At 71.4% G+C, this 19,510-nt stretch carries 16 protein-coding genes and 1 pseudogene; 12 read left to right on the forward strand and 5 right to left on the reverse strand.

The genetic code is table 11. The features are described 5' to 3' along the window. Positions 1 to 52 precede the first annotated feature (52 nt). Positions 53 to 1,462 carry a DNA repair protein RadA gene (gene radA, locus ABZ078_RS36485; protein ID WP_356582591.1) on the reverse strand — a complete coding sequence of 470 codons (1,410 nt, stop codon included), beginning with the start codon at positions 1,460 to 1,462 and terminating at the stop codon, positions 53 to 55. Positions 1,463 to 1,690: 228 nt separating this feature from the next. Between radA and ABZ078_RS36490 the strand changes: the two genes are divergently transcribed. Beyond that, positions 1,691 to 3,484 (forward strand): hypothetical protein, encoded by a 1,794-nt coding sequence (locus ABZ078_RS36490; RefSeq protein ID WP_356582593.1) that lies wholly within the window; start codon positions 1,691 to 1,693, stop codon positions 3,482 to 3,484. 78 nt (positions 3,485 to 3,562) lie between these two features. Here ABZ078_RS36490 and ABZ078_RS36495 read toward each other — a convergent pair whose 3' ends face one another. Further along, positions 3,563 to 4,423, reverse strand: a complete 861-nt coding sequence (locus ABZ078_RS36495) for a hypothetical protein (RefSeq protein WP_356582594.1) — start codon at positions 4,421 to 4,423, stop codon at positions 3,563 to 3,565. A 74-nt stretch (positions 4,424 to 4,497) separates the two neighbouring features. On the opposite strand from ABZ078_RS36495, the gene ABZ078_RS36500 reads away from it, so the two are divergent. From ABZ078_RS36500 to ilvD, 4 genes are all read left to right on the forward strand, one after another. Beyond that, on the forward strand, positions 4,498 to 5,430 hold the full coding sequence (locus ABZ078_RS36500; RefSeq protein ID WP_356582596.1) for a Ppx/GppA phosphatase family protein: 933 nt from the start codon (positions 4,498 to 4,500) through the stop codon (positions 5,428 to 5,430). A gap of 206 nt (positions 5,431 to 5,636) precedes the next feature. After that, positions 5,637 to 6,461 (forward strand): sugar phosphate isomerase/epimerase, encoded by an 825-nt coding sequence (locus ABZ078_RS36505; RefSeq protein WP_356582598.1) that lies wholly within the window; start codon positions 5,637 to 5,639, stop codon positions 6,459 to 6,461. Beyond that, positions 6,458 to 7,099 (forward strand): TetR family transcriptional regulator, encoded by a 642-nt coding sequence (locus ABZ078_RS36510; RefSeq protein ID WP_356582600.1) that lies wholly within the window; start codon positions 6,458 to 6,460, stop codon positions 7,097 to 7,099. The genes ABZ078_RS36505 and ABZ078_RS36510 overlap by 4 nt, the downstream gene beginning before the upstream one ends. A gap of 131 nt (positions 7,100 to 7,230) precedes the next feature. Beyond that, entirely contained in the window at positions 7,231 to 9,084 is a 1,854-nt protein-coding gene (gene ilvD, locus ABZ078_RS36515; protein ID WP_356582602.1) for a dihydroxy-acid dehydratase, read from the forward strand. A gap of 67 nt (positions 9,085 to 9,151) precedes the next feature. Here the strand turns inward: ilvD and ABZ078_RS36520 are convergent, their stop codons facing one another. Next, positions 9,152 to 11,293 (reverse strand): serine/threonine-protein kinase, encoded by a 2,142-nt coding sequence (locus tag ABZ078_RS36520; protein WP_356582604.1) that lies wholly within the window; start codon positions 11,291 to 11,293, stop codon positions 9,152 to 9,154. Positions 11,294 to 11,474: 181 nt separating this feature from the next. Here ABZ078_RS36520 and ABZ078_RS36525 point away from each other — a divergent pair, with 181 nt between their 5' ends. From ABZ078_RS36525 to ABZ078_RS36535, 3 genes and pseudogenes are all read left to right on the forward strand, one after another. Then, on the forward strand, positions 11,475 to 11,801 hold the full coding sequence (locus tag ABZ078_RS36525; RefSeq protein ID WP_356582606.1) for an SH3 domain-containing protein: 327 nt from the start codon (positions 11,475 to 11,477) through the stop codon (positions 11,799 to 11,801). 147 nt (positions 11,802 to 11,948) lie between these two features. After that, a complete protein-coding gene (locus ABZ078_RS36530; RefSeq protein WP_356582608.1) occupies positions 11,949 to 12,452 on the forward strand; it encodes an EamA/RhaT family transporter in 504 nt (167 codons plus the stop codon). A gap of 35 nt (positions 12,453 to 12,487) precedes the next feature. Next, positions 12,488 to 13,065 (forward strand): annotated as a pseudogene (locus ABZ078_RS36535) (helix-turn-helix domain-containing protein); the annotation flags it as partial. A 22-nt stretch (positions 13,066 to 13,087) separates the two neighbouring features. Here ABZ078_RS36535 and ABZ078_RS36540 read toward each other — a convergent pair. Further along, positions 13,088 to 13,741: a methyltransferase domain-containing protein gene (locus ABZ078_RS36540; protein ID WP_356582610.1), complete on the reverse strand. Its 654-nt coding sequence runs from the start codon at positions 13,739 to 13,741 to the stop codon at positions 13,088 to 13,090. Positions 13,742 to 14,317: 576 nt separating this feature from the next. Between ABZ078_RS36540 and ABZ078_RS36545 the strand changes: the two genes are divergently transcribed. The 4 genes from ABZ078_RS36545 to proC all read left to right on the forward strand — a co-directional run bounded on the left by ABZ078_RS36545 (position 14,318) and on the right by proC (position 17,732). Beyond that, entirely contained in the window at positions 14,318 to 15,088 is a 771-nt protein-coding gene (locus tag ABZ078_RS36545; RefSeq protein ID WP_356582612.1) for a methyltransferase domain-containing protein, read from the forward strand. 130 nt (positions 15,089 to 15,218) lie between these two features. Continuing rightward, the gene (locus ABZ078_RS36550; RefSeq protein ID WP_356582614.1) at positions 15,219 to 16,022 is read left to right on the forward strand and encodes an ABC transporter ATP-binding protein; all 804 of its coding nucleotides are present in this window, start codon (positions 15,219 to 15,221) and stop codon (positions 16,020 to 16,022) included. Then, the gene (locus tag ABZ078_RS36555) at positions 16,019 to 16,810 is read left to right on the forward strand and encodes an ABC transporter permease (RefSeq protein WP_356582615.1); all 792 of its coding nucleotides are present in this window, start codon (positions 16,019 to 16,021) and stop codon (positions 16,808 to 16,810) included. The genes ABZ078_RS36550 and ABZ078_RS36555 overlap by 4 nt, the downstream gene beginning before the upstream one ends. 109 nt (positions 16,811 to 16,919) lie before the next feature. Further along, positions 16,920 to 17,732: a pyrroline-5-carboxylate reductase gene (proC, locus tag ABZ078_RS36560; protein ID WP_356582617.1), complete on the forward strand. Its 813-nt coding sequence runs from the start codon at positions 16,920 to 16,922 to the stop codon at positions 17,730 to 17,732. Positions 17,733 to 17,785: 53 nt separating this feature from the next. Here proC and trpS read toward each other — a convergent pair whose 3' ends face one another. Further along, the gene (gene trpS, locus ABZ078_RS36565; RefSeq protein ID WP_356582619.1) at positions 17,786 to 18,811 is read right to left on the reverse strand and encodes a tryptophan--tRNA ligase; all 1,026 of its coding nucleotides are present in this window, start codon (positions 18,809 to 18,811) and stop codon (positions 17,786 to 17,788) included. Between the last annotated feature and the right edge of the window lie 699 nt (positions 18,812 to 19,510).

A 19,510-nucleotide genomic window follows, 5' to 3' on the forward strand; every position in this document is an offset into this window, starting at 1 on the left:
GCTCCCGTTTCGCACACTCGGTTCGTACGGACGGGCGAGACCAGGGCAAAGTCTACCGGCGGTCCTCCTCGTCCCGCGGGGCCTCTCGGCGACGCGAGCGCGGAAGGACCCGCAGGGCGTCCCCTATGTCGGCCACTTCCAGCACCTTCATGCCGGAAGGGACCTTGCCCGGGTCGCCCGGCACGAGCGCGTGCGTGAAGCCCAGCCGGTGCGCCTCGGCGAGCCTGCGCTGCACGCCCGTGACCCGTCTGACCTCGCCCGCGAGGCCCACCTCGCCGATCGCGACGAGGTTCTTGGGCAGGGGTGTGTCGCTGGCGGCGGAGGCCAGGGCGAGGGCGACGGCGAGGTCGGCCGCGGGCTCCGAGAGCTTCACCCCGCCGACCGTCGCGGAGTAGATGTCCCGCTTGCCCAGCGCGCTGATCCGTCCGCGCTGCTCCAGGACGGCCAGCATCATCGACACGCGCGAGGTCTCCAGGCCGGACGTCGTGCGGCGGGGCGAGGGGATCTGCGAGTCGACGGTGAGCGCCTGCACCTCGGCCACCAGGGGACGGCGGCCCTCCAGGGTGACCGTCAGACAGGTGCCGGGGACCGGTTCGGCCCGTCGTGTCAGGAAAAGTCCGCTCGGGTCGGCGAGGCCCGTGATGCCCTCGTCGTGCAGTTCGAAGCAGCCGACCTCGTCCGTCGTGCCGTAGCGGTTCTTGACGCCTCGTACGAGCCTCAGGCGCGCGTGCCGGTCGCCCTCGAAGTGGAGCACCACGTCCACGAGGTGTTCGAGCAGACGGGGTCCGGCGATGGCACCGTCCTTCGTGACGTGTCCCACAAGGAGCGTGGACATGCCGCGCTCCTTGGACGCCCGGATCAGAGCGCCGGCCACCTCACGGACCTGGGCCATGCCGCCGGGGGCGCCGTCGATCTCCGGGGAGGCCACGGTCTGCACGGAGTCGAGGATGAGCAGCGACGGCTTCAGCGCGTCCAAGTGGCCGAGGACGGCGGCCAGATCGGTCTCGGCGGCGAGATACAGGTGGTCGTCGATGGCGCCGATGCGGTCGGCGCGCAGCCGGACCTGGCTCGCCGACTCCTCACCGGTGACATAGAGCGTGCGGTGCTCGTCGCTCGCCGACTTGGCCGCCACGTCCAGCAGCAGCGTGGACTTGCCGACGCCGGGCTCGCCCGCGACGAGGACGACGGCTCCGGGCACGAGCCCGCCGCCGAGCACCCGGTCCAGCTCGGGCACGCCGGTGGACCGCGCGGCCGCCTGCCGCCCGTCGACCTGCCCGATGGGCAGCGCGGACGTCGTCACCCGGCCCGGCGCCGTCGTACGGACCGCGGGCGCGCCGTACTCCTCGACCGTCCCCCATGCCTGGCACTCGGGGCAGCGGCCGAGCCACTTGGCCGTCTGCCAGCCGCACTCCGTGCAGCGGTAGGACGGGCGGTCCTTCGTGGTCTTGGTACGGGCAGCCATGCGATGAACCGTAACCGAGCCCACTGACAACGCCGTGCGGCTGCGCGGTCAGCGCCGTTTCCGGGTGCCGCCGGGCTGCCCCGACGTGCCGCTCCGTCACCCGGCTCGTCATGGACAAGCCACGGAAAACGGCGCTCCTGTCCCCTATTGAGGGATCGTTTCACCCGTATGGATTAAAAGAGCTCAAGGGGGAAGAAGGCGCCACCTCAGGCCCCCTACGGTCCACCAATGATGAGCAGGAGTCCGGAAACCTCGACCCGCGCCGCCGGCGCCCATCGAGCGCAGCGGGAGGCGCGTGATCGTGCCGCGGCGCGCACGGTGGCGCAGCGGCTGCCCGCGCGCTACGAGCCGTATCTGGACGGGCTGTTCACCTACTGCCTGTCCGTGCTGTGCGACCACGACTTGGCGACCGCCGCCCTCGGCGACGCCCTCGCGCTCGCCGAGCGGCGTGGGCAGCGGGTGCCGGAGACCGCCGCGGACCGGCGGCCCTGGCTGTACGCGCTGGCCCGCTGGGCGTGTCTGCGCAAGCTGGCCGAGGCCAGGCAGAAACGTCAGAGCAGCCATGCGGCGGGCCGGCCCGGCGCCCATCGGCAGACGGGGCCGCAGGCCGCCCGGTCGTCCCTCTCCGAGGAGATCCAGGAGCAACGGCGGCGCGAACTCGCCCTGCTCGCCTGGCCGGAGGCCGCCGGCACCACCCCGGAACAGCGCGAGGCCCTCGAACTCGCCGTACGCCACCACCTCGCCGCCCACGAAGTCGCCGCCGTCCTCGGCATGGACCCGGCCGCGACCCGCGAACTGCTTGCCTCCGCCGCCTGCGAGGTCGAGCGCACGCGCGCGGCCCTCGCCGTCGTCGAGACCGGCGCCTGCCCGAGCGTCGCGCGGCTCACCGGCGACAACCAGCTCGTGCTGGGCACGACCCTGCGCCGCGAGCTCGTCCGGCACGTCGACGACTGCCCCCGCTGCCGCCGCACCGCCGAGCGCGCGATCCCCGGCCGCTGGCCCGGCGCGACCGTCACCCCCGCCGAGCTCCCCGTCCTGGAGGCGCCCCGCGCGGCCGTGCACACGGCCCTGGCGCACCACTCGCGCGCGCGGGGCGCCGCCCTGCCGCGCTTCGACCGGCGCGGCTTCCCGATGGACCCGAAGGACCGCGCCGCCCGCAGGGACCGGCTACGCGCGCGTGCCGTCACCACGACCGTCGTCGCCACCGTCGTCGCCGCCCCGGTCCTCGCCCTCTGGGCCGCCTACCGGTCCACTCCGACCGGCGAGGACGTCGACGGGCACTCGGCCAGCGCGAGCGAGGCGCACGGTCCGGGCAGCCTCGACGGCGAGGCGACGGACGGCGGCTACGAGAACGCCGGCAACGCGAGCCCCCGTCGGGGGGACCGTTTCGGCAGCCGCGGTGAGGCGGATGTCTCGGTGGAGGTCGTCAGCGTCGGCGGGGCGGGCGCGAAGGGCGCCGGGCAACTGGAGGTGTCGGCCGGCGGCAGCGGCGACACCACGCTCGTCACCCTGACGGCGACGGGGCGCGCGCCGGTGCGCTGGTCCGCGACGACCGGGGCGCACTGGCTCTATCTCAGCCAGTCGGCGGGAACGCTGGCCCCCGGCGAGTCGTTGACGATCAAGGTGTACGTCGACCATCTGCGCGAGCCGTCCGGGTACTGGAGCGCGCGGTTGGCGGTCTCACCCGCCGGCGCCGTCGTCACCATCGAGGGCTACGGCACCGCCCCCAGCCCGTCCGACCCGGGTCACGACCCGGACCCGTACCCCACCGACCCCAGCCACCCCACCGACCCCGGGACGCCCAGCGACCCGCCGCCGTCCTCCGGGCCGGCCCCGACGCCGACGACCCCGGCGCCGTCCGAGCCCACGCCCAGCGATCCACCGCCCTCGTCGTCCGATCCGTCCCCCTCGGCCGGCGACCCGTCGTCGCCCGGCCCGTCCGGCCCGTCCGCTTCGACGGACTCGGCGCCGCCGCCACCGCCGTCCGGCGACAGCGGCGATCCGAGCCCGTCGGGGTCGTAGAACGCCGGGCGGCGAGGAAAGCCGGCCCGGCCCCAGGGCCGGTTGCGAAAGTGGCGCCTGCCGCGCGGCGTCCGGCACCTAGTCGACGGGATCCGCCGGATGCGGTGCCAGCAACGGCAGCCGCGACGCCAGCCGCTCCTCGCACAGCTCGGCCAGACGGTCGTAGCCCGCCTTGCCCATCAGCTCGGTCAGCTCCGCCCGGTAGGACACGTACACCGGCTCACCCGCGCCGTGCGCCGAGGTCGCCGACGTGCACCACCAGTGCAGGTCGTGGCCGCCCGGGCCCCAGCCGCGGCGGTCGTACTCGCCGATCGACACCTGGAGCACGCGGGTGTCGTCGGGCCGGTCGATCCAGTCGTACGTGCGCCGGACGGGCAGCTGCCAGCACACGTCCGGCTTGGTCTCCAGCGGCTCGCGGCCCTCCTTCAGGGCGAGGATGTGCAGCGAGCAGCCCGCGCCCCCCGCGAAACCGGGGCGGTTCTGGAAGATGCACGAGCCGTTGTAGGGGCGGGTCTGGCGGTCGCCGTCCTCGTCCTCCGAGACCCAACCGTGCGCCATGCCCTCGTCGTGGTGCTGCCAGATCTCCGGCGTGAGTCTCGCCACATGCCCGGCGACCCGCTTCTCGTCGTCCTCGTCGGAGAAGTGCGCGCCCAGCGAGCAGCAGCCGTCGTCCGCACGACCCGCCTGGATGCCCTGGCAGCCGCTGCCGAAGACGCAGTTCCACCGGGAGGTCAGCCATGTCAGATCGCAGCGGAACACCTGCTCGTCGTCCGCCGGATCAGGGAACTCCACCCACGCCCGCGCGAAGTCGAGCCCCTTCTCGTCGGGCTCCGGGGAGCCGTTCGTCGACTTCTTCGGATCGGTTGCCGCCTTCGCCTGCGAAGAACCCTTGGGGGATTTGGCCGCCTTGTCGTTCTTCGCCTTTTTCGTCTTTGGCACGGGACCAGGGTACGGCGTCCGTACCTGCGGCTTCGAGGACGGAGGACCGCCCAGGTGGCAGTAGCGTTCCGTACATGAGACTCGGTGTCCTCGACGTGGGTTCGAACACGGTGCATCTGCTGGTGGTCGATGCACACCCCGGCGCGCGCCCGCTGCCCGCGCACTCGCACAAGGTGGAACTGCGCCTTGCCCAACTCCTCGACGACAGCGGGGCCATCGGCCCCGAGGGCGTCGACAAACTGGTCGGCGTCGTCCATGAGGCGTTGCAGGCCGCCGAGGACAAGGGTGTCGAGGAAGTACTGCCGTTCGCGACGTCCGCGGTGCGCGAGGCGAGCAACGCCGACGACGTCCTCGCGCGCGTGAAGGAGGAAACCGGCGTCGAGCTGCAGGTCCTCACCGGTGCGGAGGAGGCCCGGCTGACCTTCCTCGCCGCCCGGCGCTGGTTCGGGTGGTCGGCCGGGAAGCTGCTGGTGCTGGACATCGGCGGCGGCTCCCTGGAGATCGCGTACGGCATAGACGAGGAGCCGGACGCGGCGGTGTCGCTGCCGCTGGGCGCGGGGCGCCTCACGGCCGGATGGCTGCCGGGTGATCCGCCGGACCCCGAGGACATACGCGCCCTGCGCCGGCACGTCCGCACGGAGATCGCCCGTACGGTCGGCGAGTTCAGCCGCTTCGGGGCGCCCGACCACGTGGTCGCCACCTCGAAGACCTTCAAGCAGCTGGCCCGCCTGGCCGGCGCGGCCCGCTCCGCGGAGGGCCTGTACGTCCAGCGCGACCTGAAGCGGGAGTCCCTGGAGGGCTGGGTCCCCCGCCTGGCCGGCATGACCGCCGCCCAGCGAGCGGAACTCCCGGGCGTCTCGGAGGGCCGCGCGGGCCAGCTGCTCGCCGGGGCGCTGGTGGCCGAGGGGGCGATGGACCTGTTCGGCGTGGAAGCCCTGGAGATCTGCCCCTGGGCCCTGCGGGAGGGCGTGATCCTGCGGAAGCTGGACCATCTGTCGGAGGAGTGAGAACCGACCCGCCATGGACCCGTGAGCGGCGAGGCAAGCGTTGGGCGTCCGGCAGCCGCGTGAACCCGGCCACACCGCCGCAGCGGGCAACCGCTCCGGGCCCACGGCGTCTGCCCAGTTCGCGCCCCTGACCGGTTCGCGTCCCTCCCGACGGGCCCCCGCCCATCGGTTCCCGCGCCTCCCGCGCCGCCCCGTACTCTGTCCCCGTGGCAGAACCAGTGGTGCGCATCCCGGATGCGAAGGTCGCCCTGTCGACGGCCTCCGTCTATCCGGAGTCGACGGCGACGGCCTTCGAGATCGCCGCGCGCCTCGGCTACGACGGCGTCGAGGTCATGGTGTGGACCGACCCGGTCAGCCAGGACATGGAGGCGCTGCGCCGGCTCAGCGACTACCACGGCATCCCGATCCTCGCCGTGCACGCCCCCTGCCTGCTGATCACCCAGCGCGTGTGGTCCACCGACCCCTGGACCAAGCTCCAGCGCGCCCAGGCCGCCGCCGAGAAGCTGGGGGCCTCCACGGTCGTCGTCCATCCCCCGTTCCGCTGGCAGCGCCAGTACGCCCGCGACTTCGTCGCCGGAATCTGGCGGATGGCCAACGAGACGGATGTGCGGTTCGCCGTGGAGAACATGTACCCCTGGCGCTACCGCGACCGCGAGATGCTCGCGTACGCCCCCGACTGGGATGTGACGAAGGACGACTACCGTCACTTCACGATCGATCTCAGCCATACGGCGACCGCCCGGACCGACGCGCTCCAGATGGTCGACCGCATGGGGGACCGGCTGGGGCATGTGCACCTCGCCGACGGCCGGGGGTCGGCCAAGGACGAGCACCTCGTCCCGGGCCGCGGCACCCAGCCCTGCGCCGAGGTGCTGGAACGTCTCGCCCTGACCGGCTTCGACGGCCACGTCGTCATCGAGGTCAACACCCGCCGCGCGATGTCCAGCGCCGAACGCGAGGCCGACCTCGCCGAGGCCCTCGCCTTCACGCGGCTGCACCTGGCCTCCGCGATGAAGGTGCCCCGGCCGTGACCGACACCACCTCTGACGGGGGCGGGGTGAGCTCCCGACGCCGGGGCCGGCCCCCTCGTACGGAATCCGCCGCCACCCGCGACCGCATCCTCGACGCGGCCCGCGAGGAGTTCTCCGAGCGCGGCTACGACAAGACGTCCGTGCGCGGCATCGCCAAGGCGGCCGGCGTGGACTCGGCCCTGGTGCACCACTACTTCGGCACCAAGGAACAGGTCTTCGAGGCGGCCGTGGAGGTCGCCTTCGCGCCCGCCCTGAAGGTGCGCGACGCGGTGCTGGAAGGCCCCCTCGACGTCGTCGGCGAGCGCATGACCCGCACCGTCTTCGGGCTCTGGGAGAACCCGGTGACCCGCAAGCCGCTGCTCGCGATCGTGCGCTCCGCGGTCAACAACGACGCCGCGGCCGCCGTCTTCCGGCGCCTCGTCTCCGCACAGCTGCTGCGCCGCATCGCCGGCGAGATCGACGCCCCGGACGCGGAGCTGCGCGCCGAGCTGGCCGCCGCGCAGCTCGTGGGCATCGCGATGATGCGGTACGTCATCAGGATCGAGCCGATCGCGTCGGTGGACGTGGAGCGGATCATCGCCCGGGTGGCGCCGGTGGTGCAGGGGCACCTCACGGGGCGGTACGCCGTCGACGAGTGAGCCACCCGCCTGCTCCACGAGATGTGCGTCCCGTATTCCGGACACCTCGTCCCGACCCCTGGATGACCGGCGTACGCTCGTTAGCAGTCAGAAGTCTCTCTGATCGCAGTTCTCTGAAGGAGCGAGCGACGATGCCCGAGCTGAGGTCCCGCACAGTCACCCACGGCCGCAACATGGCGGGCGCCCGCGCCCTTATGCGCGCCTCCGGTGTACCTGGTGCGGACATCGGCCGGAAGCCGATCATCGCGGTGGCGAACTCCTTCACCGAGTTCGTGCCCGGCCACACCCACCTCCAGCCCGTCGGCCGGATCGTCAGCGAGGCGATCAGGGAGGCCGGCGGCATCCCGCGCGAGTTCAACACCATCGCGGTGGACGACGGCATCGCGATGGGGCACGGCGGCATGCTGTACTCGCTCCCCTCCCGCGACCTCATCGCGGACAGCGTGGAGTACATGGTCGAGGCCCACTGCGCCGACGCCCTGATCTGCATCTCCAACTGCGACAAGATCACCCCGGGCATGCTGAACGCCGCCCTGCGCCTCAACATCCCCACGGTCTTCGTCTCCGGCGGCCCCATGGAGTCCGGCCGCGCCACGCTGGTCGACGGCACGGTCCGCACCCTCGACCTGGTCGACGCGATCTCCGACGCCGTGAACGACAAGATCTCGGACGAGGACATCCTCCGTATCGAGGAGAACGCCTGTCCGACCTGCGGCTCCTGTTCCGGCATGTTCACCGCCAACTCGATGAACTGCCTGACCGAGGCCATCGGCCTGTCCCTGCCCGGCAACGGCTCGGTGCTCGCCACCCACACGGCACGCAAGCAGCTGTACGTCGCGGCGGCCCGGACGGTCATGGACATCACCCGCCGCTACTACGAGCAGGACGACGACACGGTCCTGCCGCGCAACGTCGCCACCTTCGCGGCCTTCGAGAACGCCATGGCCCTCGACATCGCCATGGGCGGCTCCACCAACACGATCCTGCACCTGCTGGCCGCCGCCCAGGAGGCGGGCGTCCCCTTCGGGCTGGAGCAGATCGACGCCGTCAGCCGCCGGGTCCCCTGCCTGGCGAAGGTCGCGCCCAACGTCGCCAAGGACCGCACGTACTACATGGAGGACGTGCACCGCGCCGGCGGCATCCCCGCCCTGCTGGGCGAGCTGCACCGCGGCGGCCTGCTGAACGAGGACGTGCACGCCGTCCACAGCTCGTCGCTGGCGGACTGGCTGAAGACCTGGGACGTGCGCGGCGGCTCGCCCTCGCCCGAGGCGGTCGAGCTGTGGCACGCGGCCCCGGGCTGCGTGCGCTCGGCGGAGGCCTTCTCGCAGTCCGAGCGCTGGGAGGCCCTCGACGAGGACGCCGAGGGCGGCTGCATCCGCAGCGTCGAGCACGCGTACTCCAAGGACGGCGGCCTCGCGGTCCTCAAGGGCAACCTGGCCGTCGACGGCTGCGTGGTGAAGACGGCCGGCGTCGACGAGTCGATCTGGACCTTCGAGGGCCCGGCGGTCGTCTGCGAGTCCCAGGAGGAGGCCGTCGAGAAGATCCTCAACAAGCAGGTGACCGACGGAGACGTCGTCGTCATCCGCTACGAGGGTCCCAAGGGCGGCCCCGGTATGCAGGAGATGCTCTACCCGACGTCCTTCCTGAAGGGCCGCGGCCTCGGCAAGACCTGTGCATTGATCACCGACGGCCGCTTCTCCGGCGGCACCTCGGGCCTGTCCATCGGCCACGCGTCCCCCGAGGCGGCGTCCGGCGGCACGATCGCGCTCGTCGAGGACGGCGACCGCATCCGCATCGACATCCCGAACCGCTCGATCGAGCTGCTCGTCGACGAGGCGGAACTCGCGCGCCGCGAGCAGGCGTTGAACGGGGCGTACGCCCCGAAGAACCGTGAGCGCAAGGTCTCGGCCGCGCTGCGGGCCTACGCGGCGATGGCGACCAGCGCGGACAAGGGCGCGGTGCGGGACGTGACGAAGCTGGGCTGACACCCGCGAGGGTGCGCGGGGGCCGTCTCCTCGGGGGCGGCCCCTTCGTGTGTCACCAGTTCGTGTGTCACCAGGCGGACGGGGTGTCCGCGTCCACGGCGAAGACGGTTCCGTCGGGGGCGGTGGCGTAGATGCCGCCGTCGCCGATTCCCGGTACGGGCAAGGCCGCTGTCGCCTCCGCGGAATTCGCGCTGAGCCGTGGTGGTGTCTGGCCGATCAGCTTTCCCTCGGCGGCGTCGACGGCGAGCAGCCGTCCGTCGGCGGCCAAGAAGTACACGCGCCGACCGTCGGACACCGGCGCCGAGCCCTGGCTCACACTGGTCTGCACGGACCACACCTGCTTCCCCGCGCGCGTGTCGACCGCCACCAGGGACCCGCCGGTGCCCAGCAGGTGGACCACCCCCGCGTGCACGGTGGCCTGCGCCTGACTGACCGGGACGGGCAGGGCGACACGCCGGGTGGCCCCGGACTCCGGGGTGTAGCGGACCACGGCCTTCGCCTCGCCGTAGTCACCGCCGCCCGAGAGGAAGAAGACATCGCCGTCAAAGGCGCCGACGGGTGTCAGCGCGCCGTCGAGCCGTGCGTCCCAGCGCACGTCCCCCGTGTTCGGATCGACCGCCATGACCCGCGTCCGGGACCCGTCGGCGGACGTACTCGCCACGAAGACCCAAGGGCTCTCGGCGAACGAGACGACGTACCCCTCGCTCAGGCCGGGTATCCGCCGAGCCCATCGCGTCTCGCCCGACGCGCTGTCGACGCCGGTCACCCGGCCGTCCGCACCGATCAGCAGCAGCATGCCGCCCGCGTACCGGAATCCACGGTACGAGGAGACGTCCAGCGTCCACCGGGCCTCGCCCGACGACGGATCGAGCGCCTCCAGACGCCTCCCGGCGTGCGTCAGCACATGCGCCAGTCCTCCCGAGAGAACCGGCGGCGCGCCGGGGGAGTCGCCCTGGCCGAGGGCATGCCGCCACAGCACCCTGCCGTCTGCCGGATCGAGCGCGGTGACCAGCCCCGGCTGTGCACACAGCAGCCGCCGCGTCTCGTAGGAGCACCGGGGAAAGCCGTTCCCGTTCCCCTTCCGCGCCGGCTCGACGGCCCACGGGCTGAACCGCCCCGGCGCGGAGCGGGGCGCGTCGCTCCCGTTCGGACGTGCCGCCTCGCCGTCGCCCATGAGCCGCACGGAGGCGACTCCGCCGGCCACGACCACAACCAAGGCCGCGGCCACGAGGACGGCCCGCTTGAGAAGACGCCCCCTCGCCGACGCCGACGCCGACGCCGACGCCGATGCCGGCTCCGGCCGCGGCTCGGTGGGACTCGGCTCCGGCTCCGGCGCGTCCCCCCTCCGCTGCGCCGGTATGAACGCCTGTGTGTCGTACGAGGCCGCGACCGAGCGCAGCTCCCTCATCAGCTCGTCCGGCGTGGGACGGTCCTCGGGCTCCTTGGCGAGACACCGACCGATCAGCGGCGCGAGATTCCCCGGTACGCCCGTCAGATCGGGCTCGTCGTGGACGACCTGGTAGGCGACGACGTACGGGCTGTCGGAGTCGAAGGGACCTCGCCCCGTGGCCGCATGCACCATCACGGACCCGAGTGCGAAGATGTCCGCGGCCGGTCCGACCTCCCGGGGCCGACGGAACTGCTCCGGCGCCATGAACGGCGGCGTACCGATCAACTTCCCCGTCTCGGTCCGCAACTCGCTGTCCTTGGGCCGGGAAATGCCGAAGTCGATGACCTTCGGTCCGTCCTCGGCGAGCAGCACATTGCTCGGCTTCAGGTCCCGGTGCACAACGCCGACCCGGTGTATGTCCCGCAGCGCCTCCGCCAGCCCGGCCATCAGCCGCCGCAACCGGGCCGGTTCCATGGGCCCGTTCCGCTTCACCTGGTCGGAGAGCGTCGGCCCGGGGATGAACAGCGTGGCCATCCAGGGCCGTTCAGCCTCCGGATCGGCGTCCACGACGGGCGCGGTGAAGGCCCCGCTCACCCTGCGAGCAGCTCCCACCTCCTGCCGGAACCGCCCCCTGAACTCGGGATCCTTCGCGAACTCGGCATGCACGACCTTCACCGCGAGCTGCATGCCGGATGTGCTCCGCGCCAGATGCACGACGCCCATGCCGCCGGACCCCAGGCGCGACTCCAGACGGTAGTGACCGGCGTACTCGGGAAGTTCCGCTTCCGCGCCCGCTCCGGCGTTCTGCTGTGGCGCCATGGGACCACCCCCGTGCTGTTCGTCCGCGCGCGCGACGCACGGAGCCTAGTCGAAGACTCGTCCGGGACAGAGGCGACTTGCTAGTCTCCGCGTTCGAGTTCAGTACATCTGTTTCATGGTGTGATTTAGGGGAATCAATGGGGCCCCGCGATGGTCGTGGGGCTCACGGGGGAGGATCTACATGTCTGTTGACCGTGCCGAAAGAGTGGCCGACGGCGAGGAAGAGGCCGTCACGACGGCGGCCACGACCGCGTCCGTGCCCTACTACCCGGTCGCACCGGGCGTCCGACTCAACGTCCGCAGCGGCCCCGGCACCAGCTACCCGATCGTCAAGGTCCTGCCCGAGGGCTCCCGGGTCGCGATCTACTGCCAGCGGTCCGGCACGTGGGTGGAGGGCCCGTACGGCGCGTCGAACATCTGGGACAACATCGCCAGCGGCGAGTACGTCTCGGACGCCTACGTGAAGACCGGCAGCGACGGCTACATCCGCCCCCGCTGCTCCTCGTGACCGAACCGGCGGAACACAGAACGGTGCACGGGAACAGCGGCAGCGCAGGCCAGGCCGGCTCCCGCTGCCCCTTGCGCACCGCTCTCTGATCCAGGTTCGCCGGAACCCCTACGGAGCCCGCGGCCACCCCGGAGCCATAATCGACGTGTGAGCGAGAAGAACGGCACTCCGGACACCCCCGCGGGCTCCACGGGCCCCCGCCCCGAGCCCCTCCGCTTCTTCGGCACGACCTGGGTCGACCACGACAACGGCTACACCGCCCGCCGCATCGCGGTGTCCGTCGGCTCCCTCGCCACCGCGGCCGCCTCCTGCCTGGTCCTGCGCTTCGCCTACGAGGGGATCCAGATCGCCGCCATCGGCGGCTTCGTCACGATCTTGATGGTCGTGATGTTCGCGGTGTGCAGCGCCCTCGCCTTCCGCCACACCTGGGACGGCTTCACCAAGCGCCCCGACCCCGACCGCCAGGCCAGCCTCCGCGGCCTGCTCGCCATCGGCTTCGTCGGCTCCCTCCTCGCCTACTTCTTCCGCTCCCTCACCGAGGCCCCCGGCGAGAAACTCCACCGCGAGGAATACGACGCGGCCCGCAAGCAACACGAGTCCCGCACCACCCGCCGCACAGGCAACCCAGCAAAGAAGCGCCGCCACACGTAGCCGCGCGCGCTGGAGGAGCCGCCGCGTCCAGTGCTGTGACCGCATGGGTTCGCCGAGTCGGTGCTCACGGCTCTTGTGCCGGTTGGACCGTCCGCGACGTGATCCACAAGTTCAACGAGATCGGCCTGGCCTGCCCGGACCCTCGGTGGGCGGGAGGCCGTCCCCGCCTGCTGAGCGATGACGACGAGGATCTCGTTGTCCAGACGGCCACCACCCGCCCGACCAGGCTCGGCAAGCCCTTCACCCGCTGGTCGATCCGGAAACTCGCCGATCACCTGCGGCGCAACGTCTCCATCCGACCCGGATCGGACGGGAGACCCTGCGCCGCCTTCTCGCCCGCCGCGGGATCCGCCGGTGGGCGGCCAGGAACAAGGTCCAGCTCTGCTTCACGCCGACGAACGCGTCCTGGGCCGACCCGATCGAGGCGCACTTCGGGCCGCTGCGGCACTTCACCCTCGCCAACTCGAACCACCCCAACCCCACGGTCCAGACCCGCGCGTTGCACCGCTACCCGTACTGGCGCAACCAGAACGCCCGCCATCCCGACGTCCCGGCCGCCCAACGTCGTGAACTCGCCCGTGTCCGCCGCGAGAAAGGCATCCGCTGGGGCGGCCTCGCCGCAGGAACCCGTCCCGTCAGGGCCTTTCGGGCTTGCGGGCCAGGAGGCAGGCGTGCGGTCTGTTCACCCGTCCGCCGGGCTCCTGCTCCAGTCGCGCGGTGACGACGAGTCCGGCCTGGCCCAGCAGGCCGACCAGGTGGCCCAGGGGCAGAAGGTGCGACTCATAGGACACGGGACGGCCATAGCCGTGGGTTGGCTGCAGCCGTTCATTGCCGACGTAGTCTCCCCAGAGCAGGAAGCCGCCGGGCGCGAGCGTGCGCTGGAATTCAGCGAACACCGCCGGCAGCCACTGCGGGGGCGTGTGGTGGGTGGAATACCAGGCCAGGATGCCGCCGAGTTCGTCGTCTCCCGTCTCCAAGGCCGTCATCGAGCCCTCGGTGAACCGCAGGTCCGGATAGGCGCGGCGGGCCAGCCCGATCATCTTCGGTGACAGATCGACGCCGAAGGCGGACACCCCCAGCCCGGCCAGGTGCGCCGTTATGCGGCCGGGGCCGCACCCCAAGTCTGCGACTGGTCCCAGACCGGCCGTCCGCACGAGTTCAGCAAACCCCGCCAGCATCGCGCGGGACAACGGGTCCATCTCCGCTGGAGGCGGGACGCGTTCGACGTACTCGGCGGCGACCGTGTCGTACGACTCCCGGACTGCGGTCAGAAAGGAGGGCTCGGCCATGCGGGCGACCCTAGACCAGGGAACTCACAGGCCATGGCGCGACCTTGTTGACCTGCCTGACATCCACCGCCGCAGACCCCCGGCCGTCACACCGCCCCGGCGAACCGATGCGGTCAGAGCACCAGCCGCCGGGTGTTGGGGAACTTGCGGGGTCTGGCGGGTCTGGCCCTCGTGCTGGGGCGCCGCCGCAACTGGTCTCCCCCCTCGCGGAGTTGCCTGTCTGGCTCTCCGTGTCTGAGGGAGCTGTCAGACTCAGCTTCCGCGCCCGGGGGAGCCGCCGCGTCTACCTCTCCGTGCGAGGCGGAGCCATCGCACCTTGCCTCCGCTCCGGTAGGAGCCAGCGCCCGCCCCCGCACCGGGCGGAGCCACCGCACCGACACCTCCACCCCCGACGAGACATGCAGCCGAGCCACGGCTGAGCCGAAGCAGTCGAAGCCCGCCGAGTGCGCCGCCATGAAGGCCAGGCACCCGACGAGATCGGCGATGGGCGTCCACAGGGCACGCCGGACCGCCGCGCCGGCCCCACCTCCCGCCAAACCCGGTGCACACCGCACCCACCCCGGTCACCATGGCCGTATGACGGCCCCTTCCCGCACCGACCGAGCCCGTTCCTTCAACGCCGCCGCAGCCCAGTACGCCGCGAACCGGCCCTCCTACCCACCCGCCCTCTTCGACGCCATCGAGGACCTCGCCGGCCGCCCCCTCACCGGCGCGCGCGTCATCGACGTGGGCGCGGGCACGGGCATAGCCACCGCCCTCCTCCACGGGCGCGGCGCCCACGTCCTGGCCGTGGAACCCGGCGACGGCATGGCGGCCCAGTTCCGCCGCACTCACCCCGACATCCCGATCGTCCGCGGCAACGGCAACGCCCTCCCCGTCGCCACCGCCTCCGCCGACTTCGTCACCTATGCCCAGGCCTGGCACTGGACCGACCCCGCCCACTCGGCACCCGAGGCCCTCCGCGTGCTGCGCCCCGGCGGCGCGCTGGCCCTGTGGTGGAACACCACTCCCCTCGACATCCCCTGGCACGCGGCGCAGGCGGTCCGTATCGAGCGCCGCTTCGGCGTCGACCCCGCCGTCGAACAGCACGACAACGGCGCCCGAGCCGCCCTGGCCGCCCCCACCGGCCGCCTCGCGTTCACCGGCCGCAAGGTCCGCTGGAGCCGCCGCGTCCCCATCGACACCCACCTGGCGAACATCGGCAGCCACTCGATCTTCCTGGTCCACGGCAAGGAGGCGAGCGCCGCCTTCCTCACTGAGGAGAGGCGACTCCTCCTCACCACCTTCCCGGACGGAATCGTCGAAGAGACCTACGACGTGGACCTCCTCGTCGCCACCACCTCCTGACCTCCTTCACCCCGCACCGGTTCTCCCGCACCGCCGCCCCAGCCTCCCGTGGATCCACCCGACCTGACGGCAGCCCGGCTGCCCACCTCGGCGCTTGACGGCCGGGACCCACCGGAGGATTATTCATCACATGATGAATTACTCTCCCGTCCGCTCCGACGACCCCCCCGACGCCCCCGCAGTCCGAGCCCAGACTCTGAACGTCATACGCGGCACCCGCCACGTACTCCGCGACCTCGACTTCACCGTCCCGCGCGGCCAGATCACCGGCCTCCTCGGCCCGTCGGGCTGCGGCAAGTCGACTCTCATGCGAGCGATCGTCGGCACTCAGGCCAAGGTCACCGGCACCCTCGACGTCCTCAGCCACCCCGCCGGCCACCCCACCCTGCGCACCCGCATCGGCTACGTCACCCAAGCTCCCTCCGTCTACGACGACCTGACGATCAGCCAGAACCTCGCTTACTTCGCCGCGATCCTCGACCCCGGCCACGCGGCCGCCGACCGGCGCCACGAGAACGTCACCCGCGCCATCGCCGACGTCGACCTCACCAGCCACGCCGACGCCCTGGCCGGCAACCTCTCCGGCGGCCAGCGCAGCCGCGTCTCCCTGGCCGTCGCCCTCCTCGGCACCCCCGAACTCCTCGTCCTGGACGAACCGACGGTCGGCCTGGACCCGGTCCTGCGCCGCGATCTCTGGAACCTCTTCCACCACATCGCCGCCTCCCGCGGCGCCACCCTCCTCATCTCCTCCCACGTCATGGACGAGGCCGAGCGCTGCCGCCGCCTCCTCCTCATGCGCGAGGGCCGGATCCTCGCCGACGACACCCCGGACGCCCTGCGCGCCCGTACGCACGCCGAGACGGTCGAAGCAGCCTTCCTGCACCTGGTCGACAAGGCGACCGCGGCCGCCCGCGCGAAGGAGACGACGCGATGACCACCACGACGAGGACGACCACGGCACCCCGGCCCGCACCCGCAGGCGCCCTGAACCTCGCCCGCACCACCGCCACCGCCGCCCGGGTCCTGCGTCAGCTCCGCCACGACCCGCGCACCATCGCGCTGATGATCCTGATCCCCTGCGTGATGCTGTTCCTGCTGCGCTATGTCTTCGACGGCAGCCCGCGCACCTTCGACAACATCGGCGCCTCCCTGCTCGGGATCTTCCCGCTGATCACGATGTTCCTGGTCACCTCCATCGCCACCCTGCGCGAACGCACCTCGGGCACCCTCGAACGCCTCCTCGCGATGCCCCTGGGCAAGGCCGACCTGATCGCCGGTTACGCCCTCGCCTTCGGCACCCTCGCGGTCATCCAGTCCGCCCTGGCGACCGGACTCGCTCTCTGGTTCCTCGGCCTGGACGTCACCGGCAGCCCCTGGCTCCTGCTGCTCGTGGCCCTGCTCGACGCTCTGCTCGGCACCGCTCTCGGCCTCTTCGTCTCAGCCTTCGCGGCCTCCGAGTTCCAGGCCGTCCAGTTCATGCCAGCCGTGATCTTCCCCCAGCTCCTCCTCTGCGGCCTGTTCACTCCCCGCGACAACATGCACCCCGCCCTCGAGGCCATCTCCAACGTCCTCCCCATGTCCTACGCGGTCGACGGCATGAACGAAGTCCTCAAGCACACCGACATGACCGCCAACTTCGTACGCGACGCCCTGATCGTGGCGGGCTGTGCCCTCCTCGTCCTGGGCCTGGGCGCGGCGACCCTGCGACGCAGGACGGCATGACCGCCCCCAGCGCCCCCCTCGTCCCGCCCACCGGACACACCGCCTCGAAAGACGCCCCCGGGTGCGAGGATGAACCCGGACGACGCAACCCCCGGAGGGCACCCCAGCCATGACCCAGAAAGTCGCAGTCCTCGGCACCGGCAAGATCGGTGAAGCCCTGCTCAGCGGAATGATCCGCGGCGGCTGGGCCCCGGCCGACCTCCTGGTGACGGCCCGCCGCGCGGAACGAGCCGAAGAACTCCGCACCCGCTACGGAGTCACCCCGGTCACCAACGCGGAAGCCGCCAAGACCGCCGACACCCTGATCCTCACGGTCAAGCCGCAGGACATGGGCACCCTCCTCGACGAACTCGCCCCGCACGTCCCCGCCGACCGCCTGGTCATCAGCGGAGCCGCCGGTATCCCCACCTCCTTCTTCGAGGCCCGGCTCGCCGCCGGCACCCCGGTCGTCCGTGTCATGACGAACACCCCCGCCCTCGTCGACGAGGCCATGTCCGTCATCTCCGCCGGCAGCCACGCCAGCGAAGCCGACCTCGCCCACGCCGAGGAGATCTTCGGCGCCGTCGGCAAGACACTCCGCGTCCCCGAGTCCCAGCAGGACGCCTGCACCGCCCTCTCCGGCTCCGGCCCGGCGTACTTCTTCTACCTGGTCGAAGCCATGACCGACGCCGGCATCCTGCTCGGCCTGCCCCGCGACAAGGCCCACGACCTCATCGTCCAGTCGGCGATCGGCGCAGCGACGATGCTCCGCGACAGCGGCGAACACCCCGTCAAGCTCCGCGAGAACGTGACGTCCCCCGCCGGCACCACCATCAACGCCATCCGCGAACTCGAGAACCACGGCGTACGAGCCGCCCTCATCGCCGCTCTCGAAGCCGCCCGCGACCGTAGCCGCCAACTGGCTTCCGGCAACAACAGCTGACGCCCGGCCGCCCCCACCCGGGGGCGGCCCAGCGCACGCCTGAGCAGGCGCCCCTAAGCGGTCACCGCGATATCCGCACCAGCAGTCGCCGGCAGCAACCCGATCGCCCGATACGCGGCATCCACGGTCGGCCGGGCCATCGCCCGAGCCTTCTCCGCACCATCCCGCAGCACCCCCTCCACATAGCCCGGATCCGCGCACAGCTCCCTGTGCCTCTCCTGTACGGGCCTGAGGAGCTCGACCACGGCCTCTGCGGTGTCCTTCTTCAAGGCGCCGTACGACTCATATACACCGCTCAGCTCCGATGGGTTCCCACCCGTGCAGGCCGCCAGGATCTCCAGCAGATTCGCCAGCCCCGGCCGCGCCTCCCGGTCGTACACGACCTCCCGCCCGCTGTCGGTCACGGCCCGCATGACCTTCTTCCGCACCACGTCCGGCTCATCGAGCAGATAGACGATCCCCGGCCCCGAATCGTCGCTCTTGCCCATCTTCGACGTCGGATCCTGGAGGTTCATCACCCGGGCCGCGATCTGCGGAGGCGTGGCCCGCGGCACCACGAACGTATGCCCGTACCGCTGGTTGAACCGCACCGCGAGATCCCGCGCGAGCTCCACATGCTGCGTCTGATCGTCCCCGACCGGCACCTCCTCGGCCCCGTACGCCAGGATGTCCGCCGCCATCAGCACGGGATACGTCAGCAGCGACAACCGCACGCTCCCGCCCCGCACCCGCTCCCGCGCGGCCTTCTCCTTGTACTGGATCATCCGCCGCATCTCGCCGTCCGTGGCCACGCACTCCAGCACATACGACAGCCGCGCGTGCTCATCCACATGGCTCTGGACGAAGACGGTGCACAACTGCGGATCCAGCCCTGACGCCAACAGCAACGTCGCCGCCTGCCGACTGAGCCGGCGCACCCGCGCCGGGTCGTGGTCCACGGTCAGCGCGTGGAGATCGACGACGCAGAACAACGCGTCGGCCTGGTGCTGGTCCACGGCAGCCCACCGCTGCATGGCCCCCAGGTAGTTCCCCAGCGTCAGATGCCCCGTCGGCTTGACCCCGCTGAAAACCCGAGTCATCCCTTGTCCACCTCCTGGTCGAGGCCGCCGTCCCGGCCGGCCGCCCTCAGGAGCTCTGGAGGGAGATACGAAAACGGCCGCCGAGGCGGCGGCCGTTGAGTGCATACGCGAGTACGGCCGCCGTCAGGCGGCCCACCACAGCTGGGTGCACGTACGCGTTGTCATGCGACCCAGGGTACGCCCCCAGGGTGTCGTCCGGTGCGGAGTTGACACGCCCCGGACCGATCCGTACTGTTCTCCGAGTTGTCCGACGTGAGCACCGACTCCGGTCGGTCCCCGGACAGCCATTCCGCAGTACCAACCACTATTCGACGACAGTCGTTCTGTCTGCCGTCGTCTCATTGGCATGCGTATTCGCGTAATGAGGAATCCGCGTTCGAAAGAGCGCAGCCCCCGATTAGGTCGGGAGCGAGGAATCCGCTAAAGTCTCACTCGTCGGAACGGCCCAACGGCCGCGAAGACAAGCCCCGCTGACGGGGAGTCAGGCCCGAAAGGATCTGATAAAGTCGGAGCCGCTGGAAAGGGAAACGCGAGAGCGGGAACCTGGAAAGCACCGAGGAAAATCGGATCGGAAAAGGATCTGATAGAGTCGGAAACGCAAGACCGAAGGGAAGCGCCCGGAGGAAAGCCCGAGAGGGTGAGTACGAAGGAAGCGTCCGTTCCTTGAGAACTCAACAGCGTGCCAAAAGTCAACGCCAG

The organism is Streptomyces sp. NPDC006385, assembly GCF_040612485.1.
Lineage (GTDB): Bacteria > Actinomycetota > Actinomycetes > Streptomycetales > Streptomycetaceae > Streptomyces.

Coding starts and splice junctions, on each gene's coding strand:
- radA (WP_356582591.1), bottom strand. CDS start 1,462: ATGGCTGCCCGTACCAAGACCACGAAGGACCGCCCGTCCTACCGCTGC.
- ABZ078_RS36490 (WP_356582593.1), top strand. CDS start 1,691: ATGATGAGCAGGAGTCCGGAAACCTCGACCCGCGCCGCCGGCGCCCAT.
- ABZ078_RS36500 (WP_356582596.1), top strand. CDS start 4,498: ATGAGACTCGGTGTCCTCGACGTGGGTTCGAACACGGTGCATCTGCTG.
- ilvD (WP_356582602.1), top strand. CDS start 7,231: ATGCCCGAGCTGAGGTCCCGCACAGTCACCCACGGCCGCAACATGGCG.
- ABZ078_RS36520 (WP_356582604.1), bottom strand. CDS start 11,293: ATGGCGCCACAGCAGAACGCCGGAGCGGGCGCGGAAGCGGAACTTCCC.
- ABZ078_RS36525 (WP_356582606.1), top strand. CDS start 11,475: ATGTCTGTTGACCGTGCCGAAAGAGTGGCCGACGGCGAGGAAGAGGCC.
- ABZ078_RS36540 (WP_356582610.1), bottom strand. CDS start 13,741: ATGGCCGAGCCCTCCTTTCTGACCGCAGTCCGGGAGTCGTACGACACG.
- ABZ078_RS36545 (WP_356582612.1), top strand. CDS start 14,318: ATGACGGCCCCTTCCCGCACCGACCGAGCCCGTTCCTTCAACGCCGCC.
- ABZ078_RS36550 (WP_356582614.1), top strand. CDS start 15,219: ATGATGAATTACTCTCCCGTCCGCTCCGACGACCCCCCCGACGCCCCC.
- ABZ078_RS36555 (WP_356582615.1), top strand. CDS start 16,019: ATGACCACCACGACGAGGACGACCACGGCACCCCGGCCCGCACCCGCA.
- proC (WP_356582617.1), top strand. CDS start 16,920: ATGACCCAGAAAGTCGCAGTCCTCGGCACCGGCAAGATCGGTGAAGCC.
- trpS (WP_356582619.1), bottom strand. CDS start 18,811: ATGACTCGGGTTTTCAGCGGGGTCAAGCCGACGGGGCATCTGACGCTG.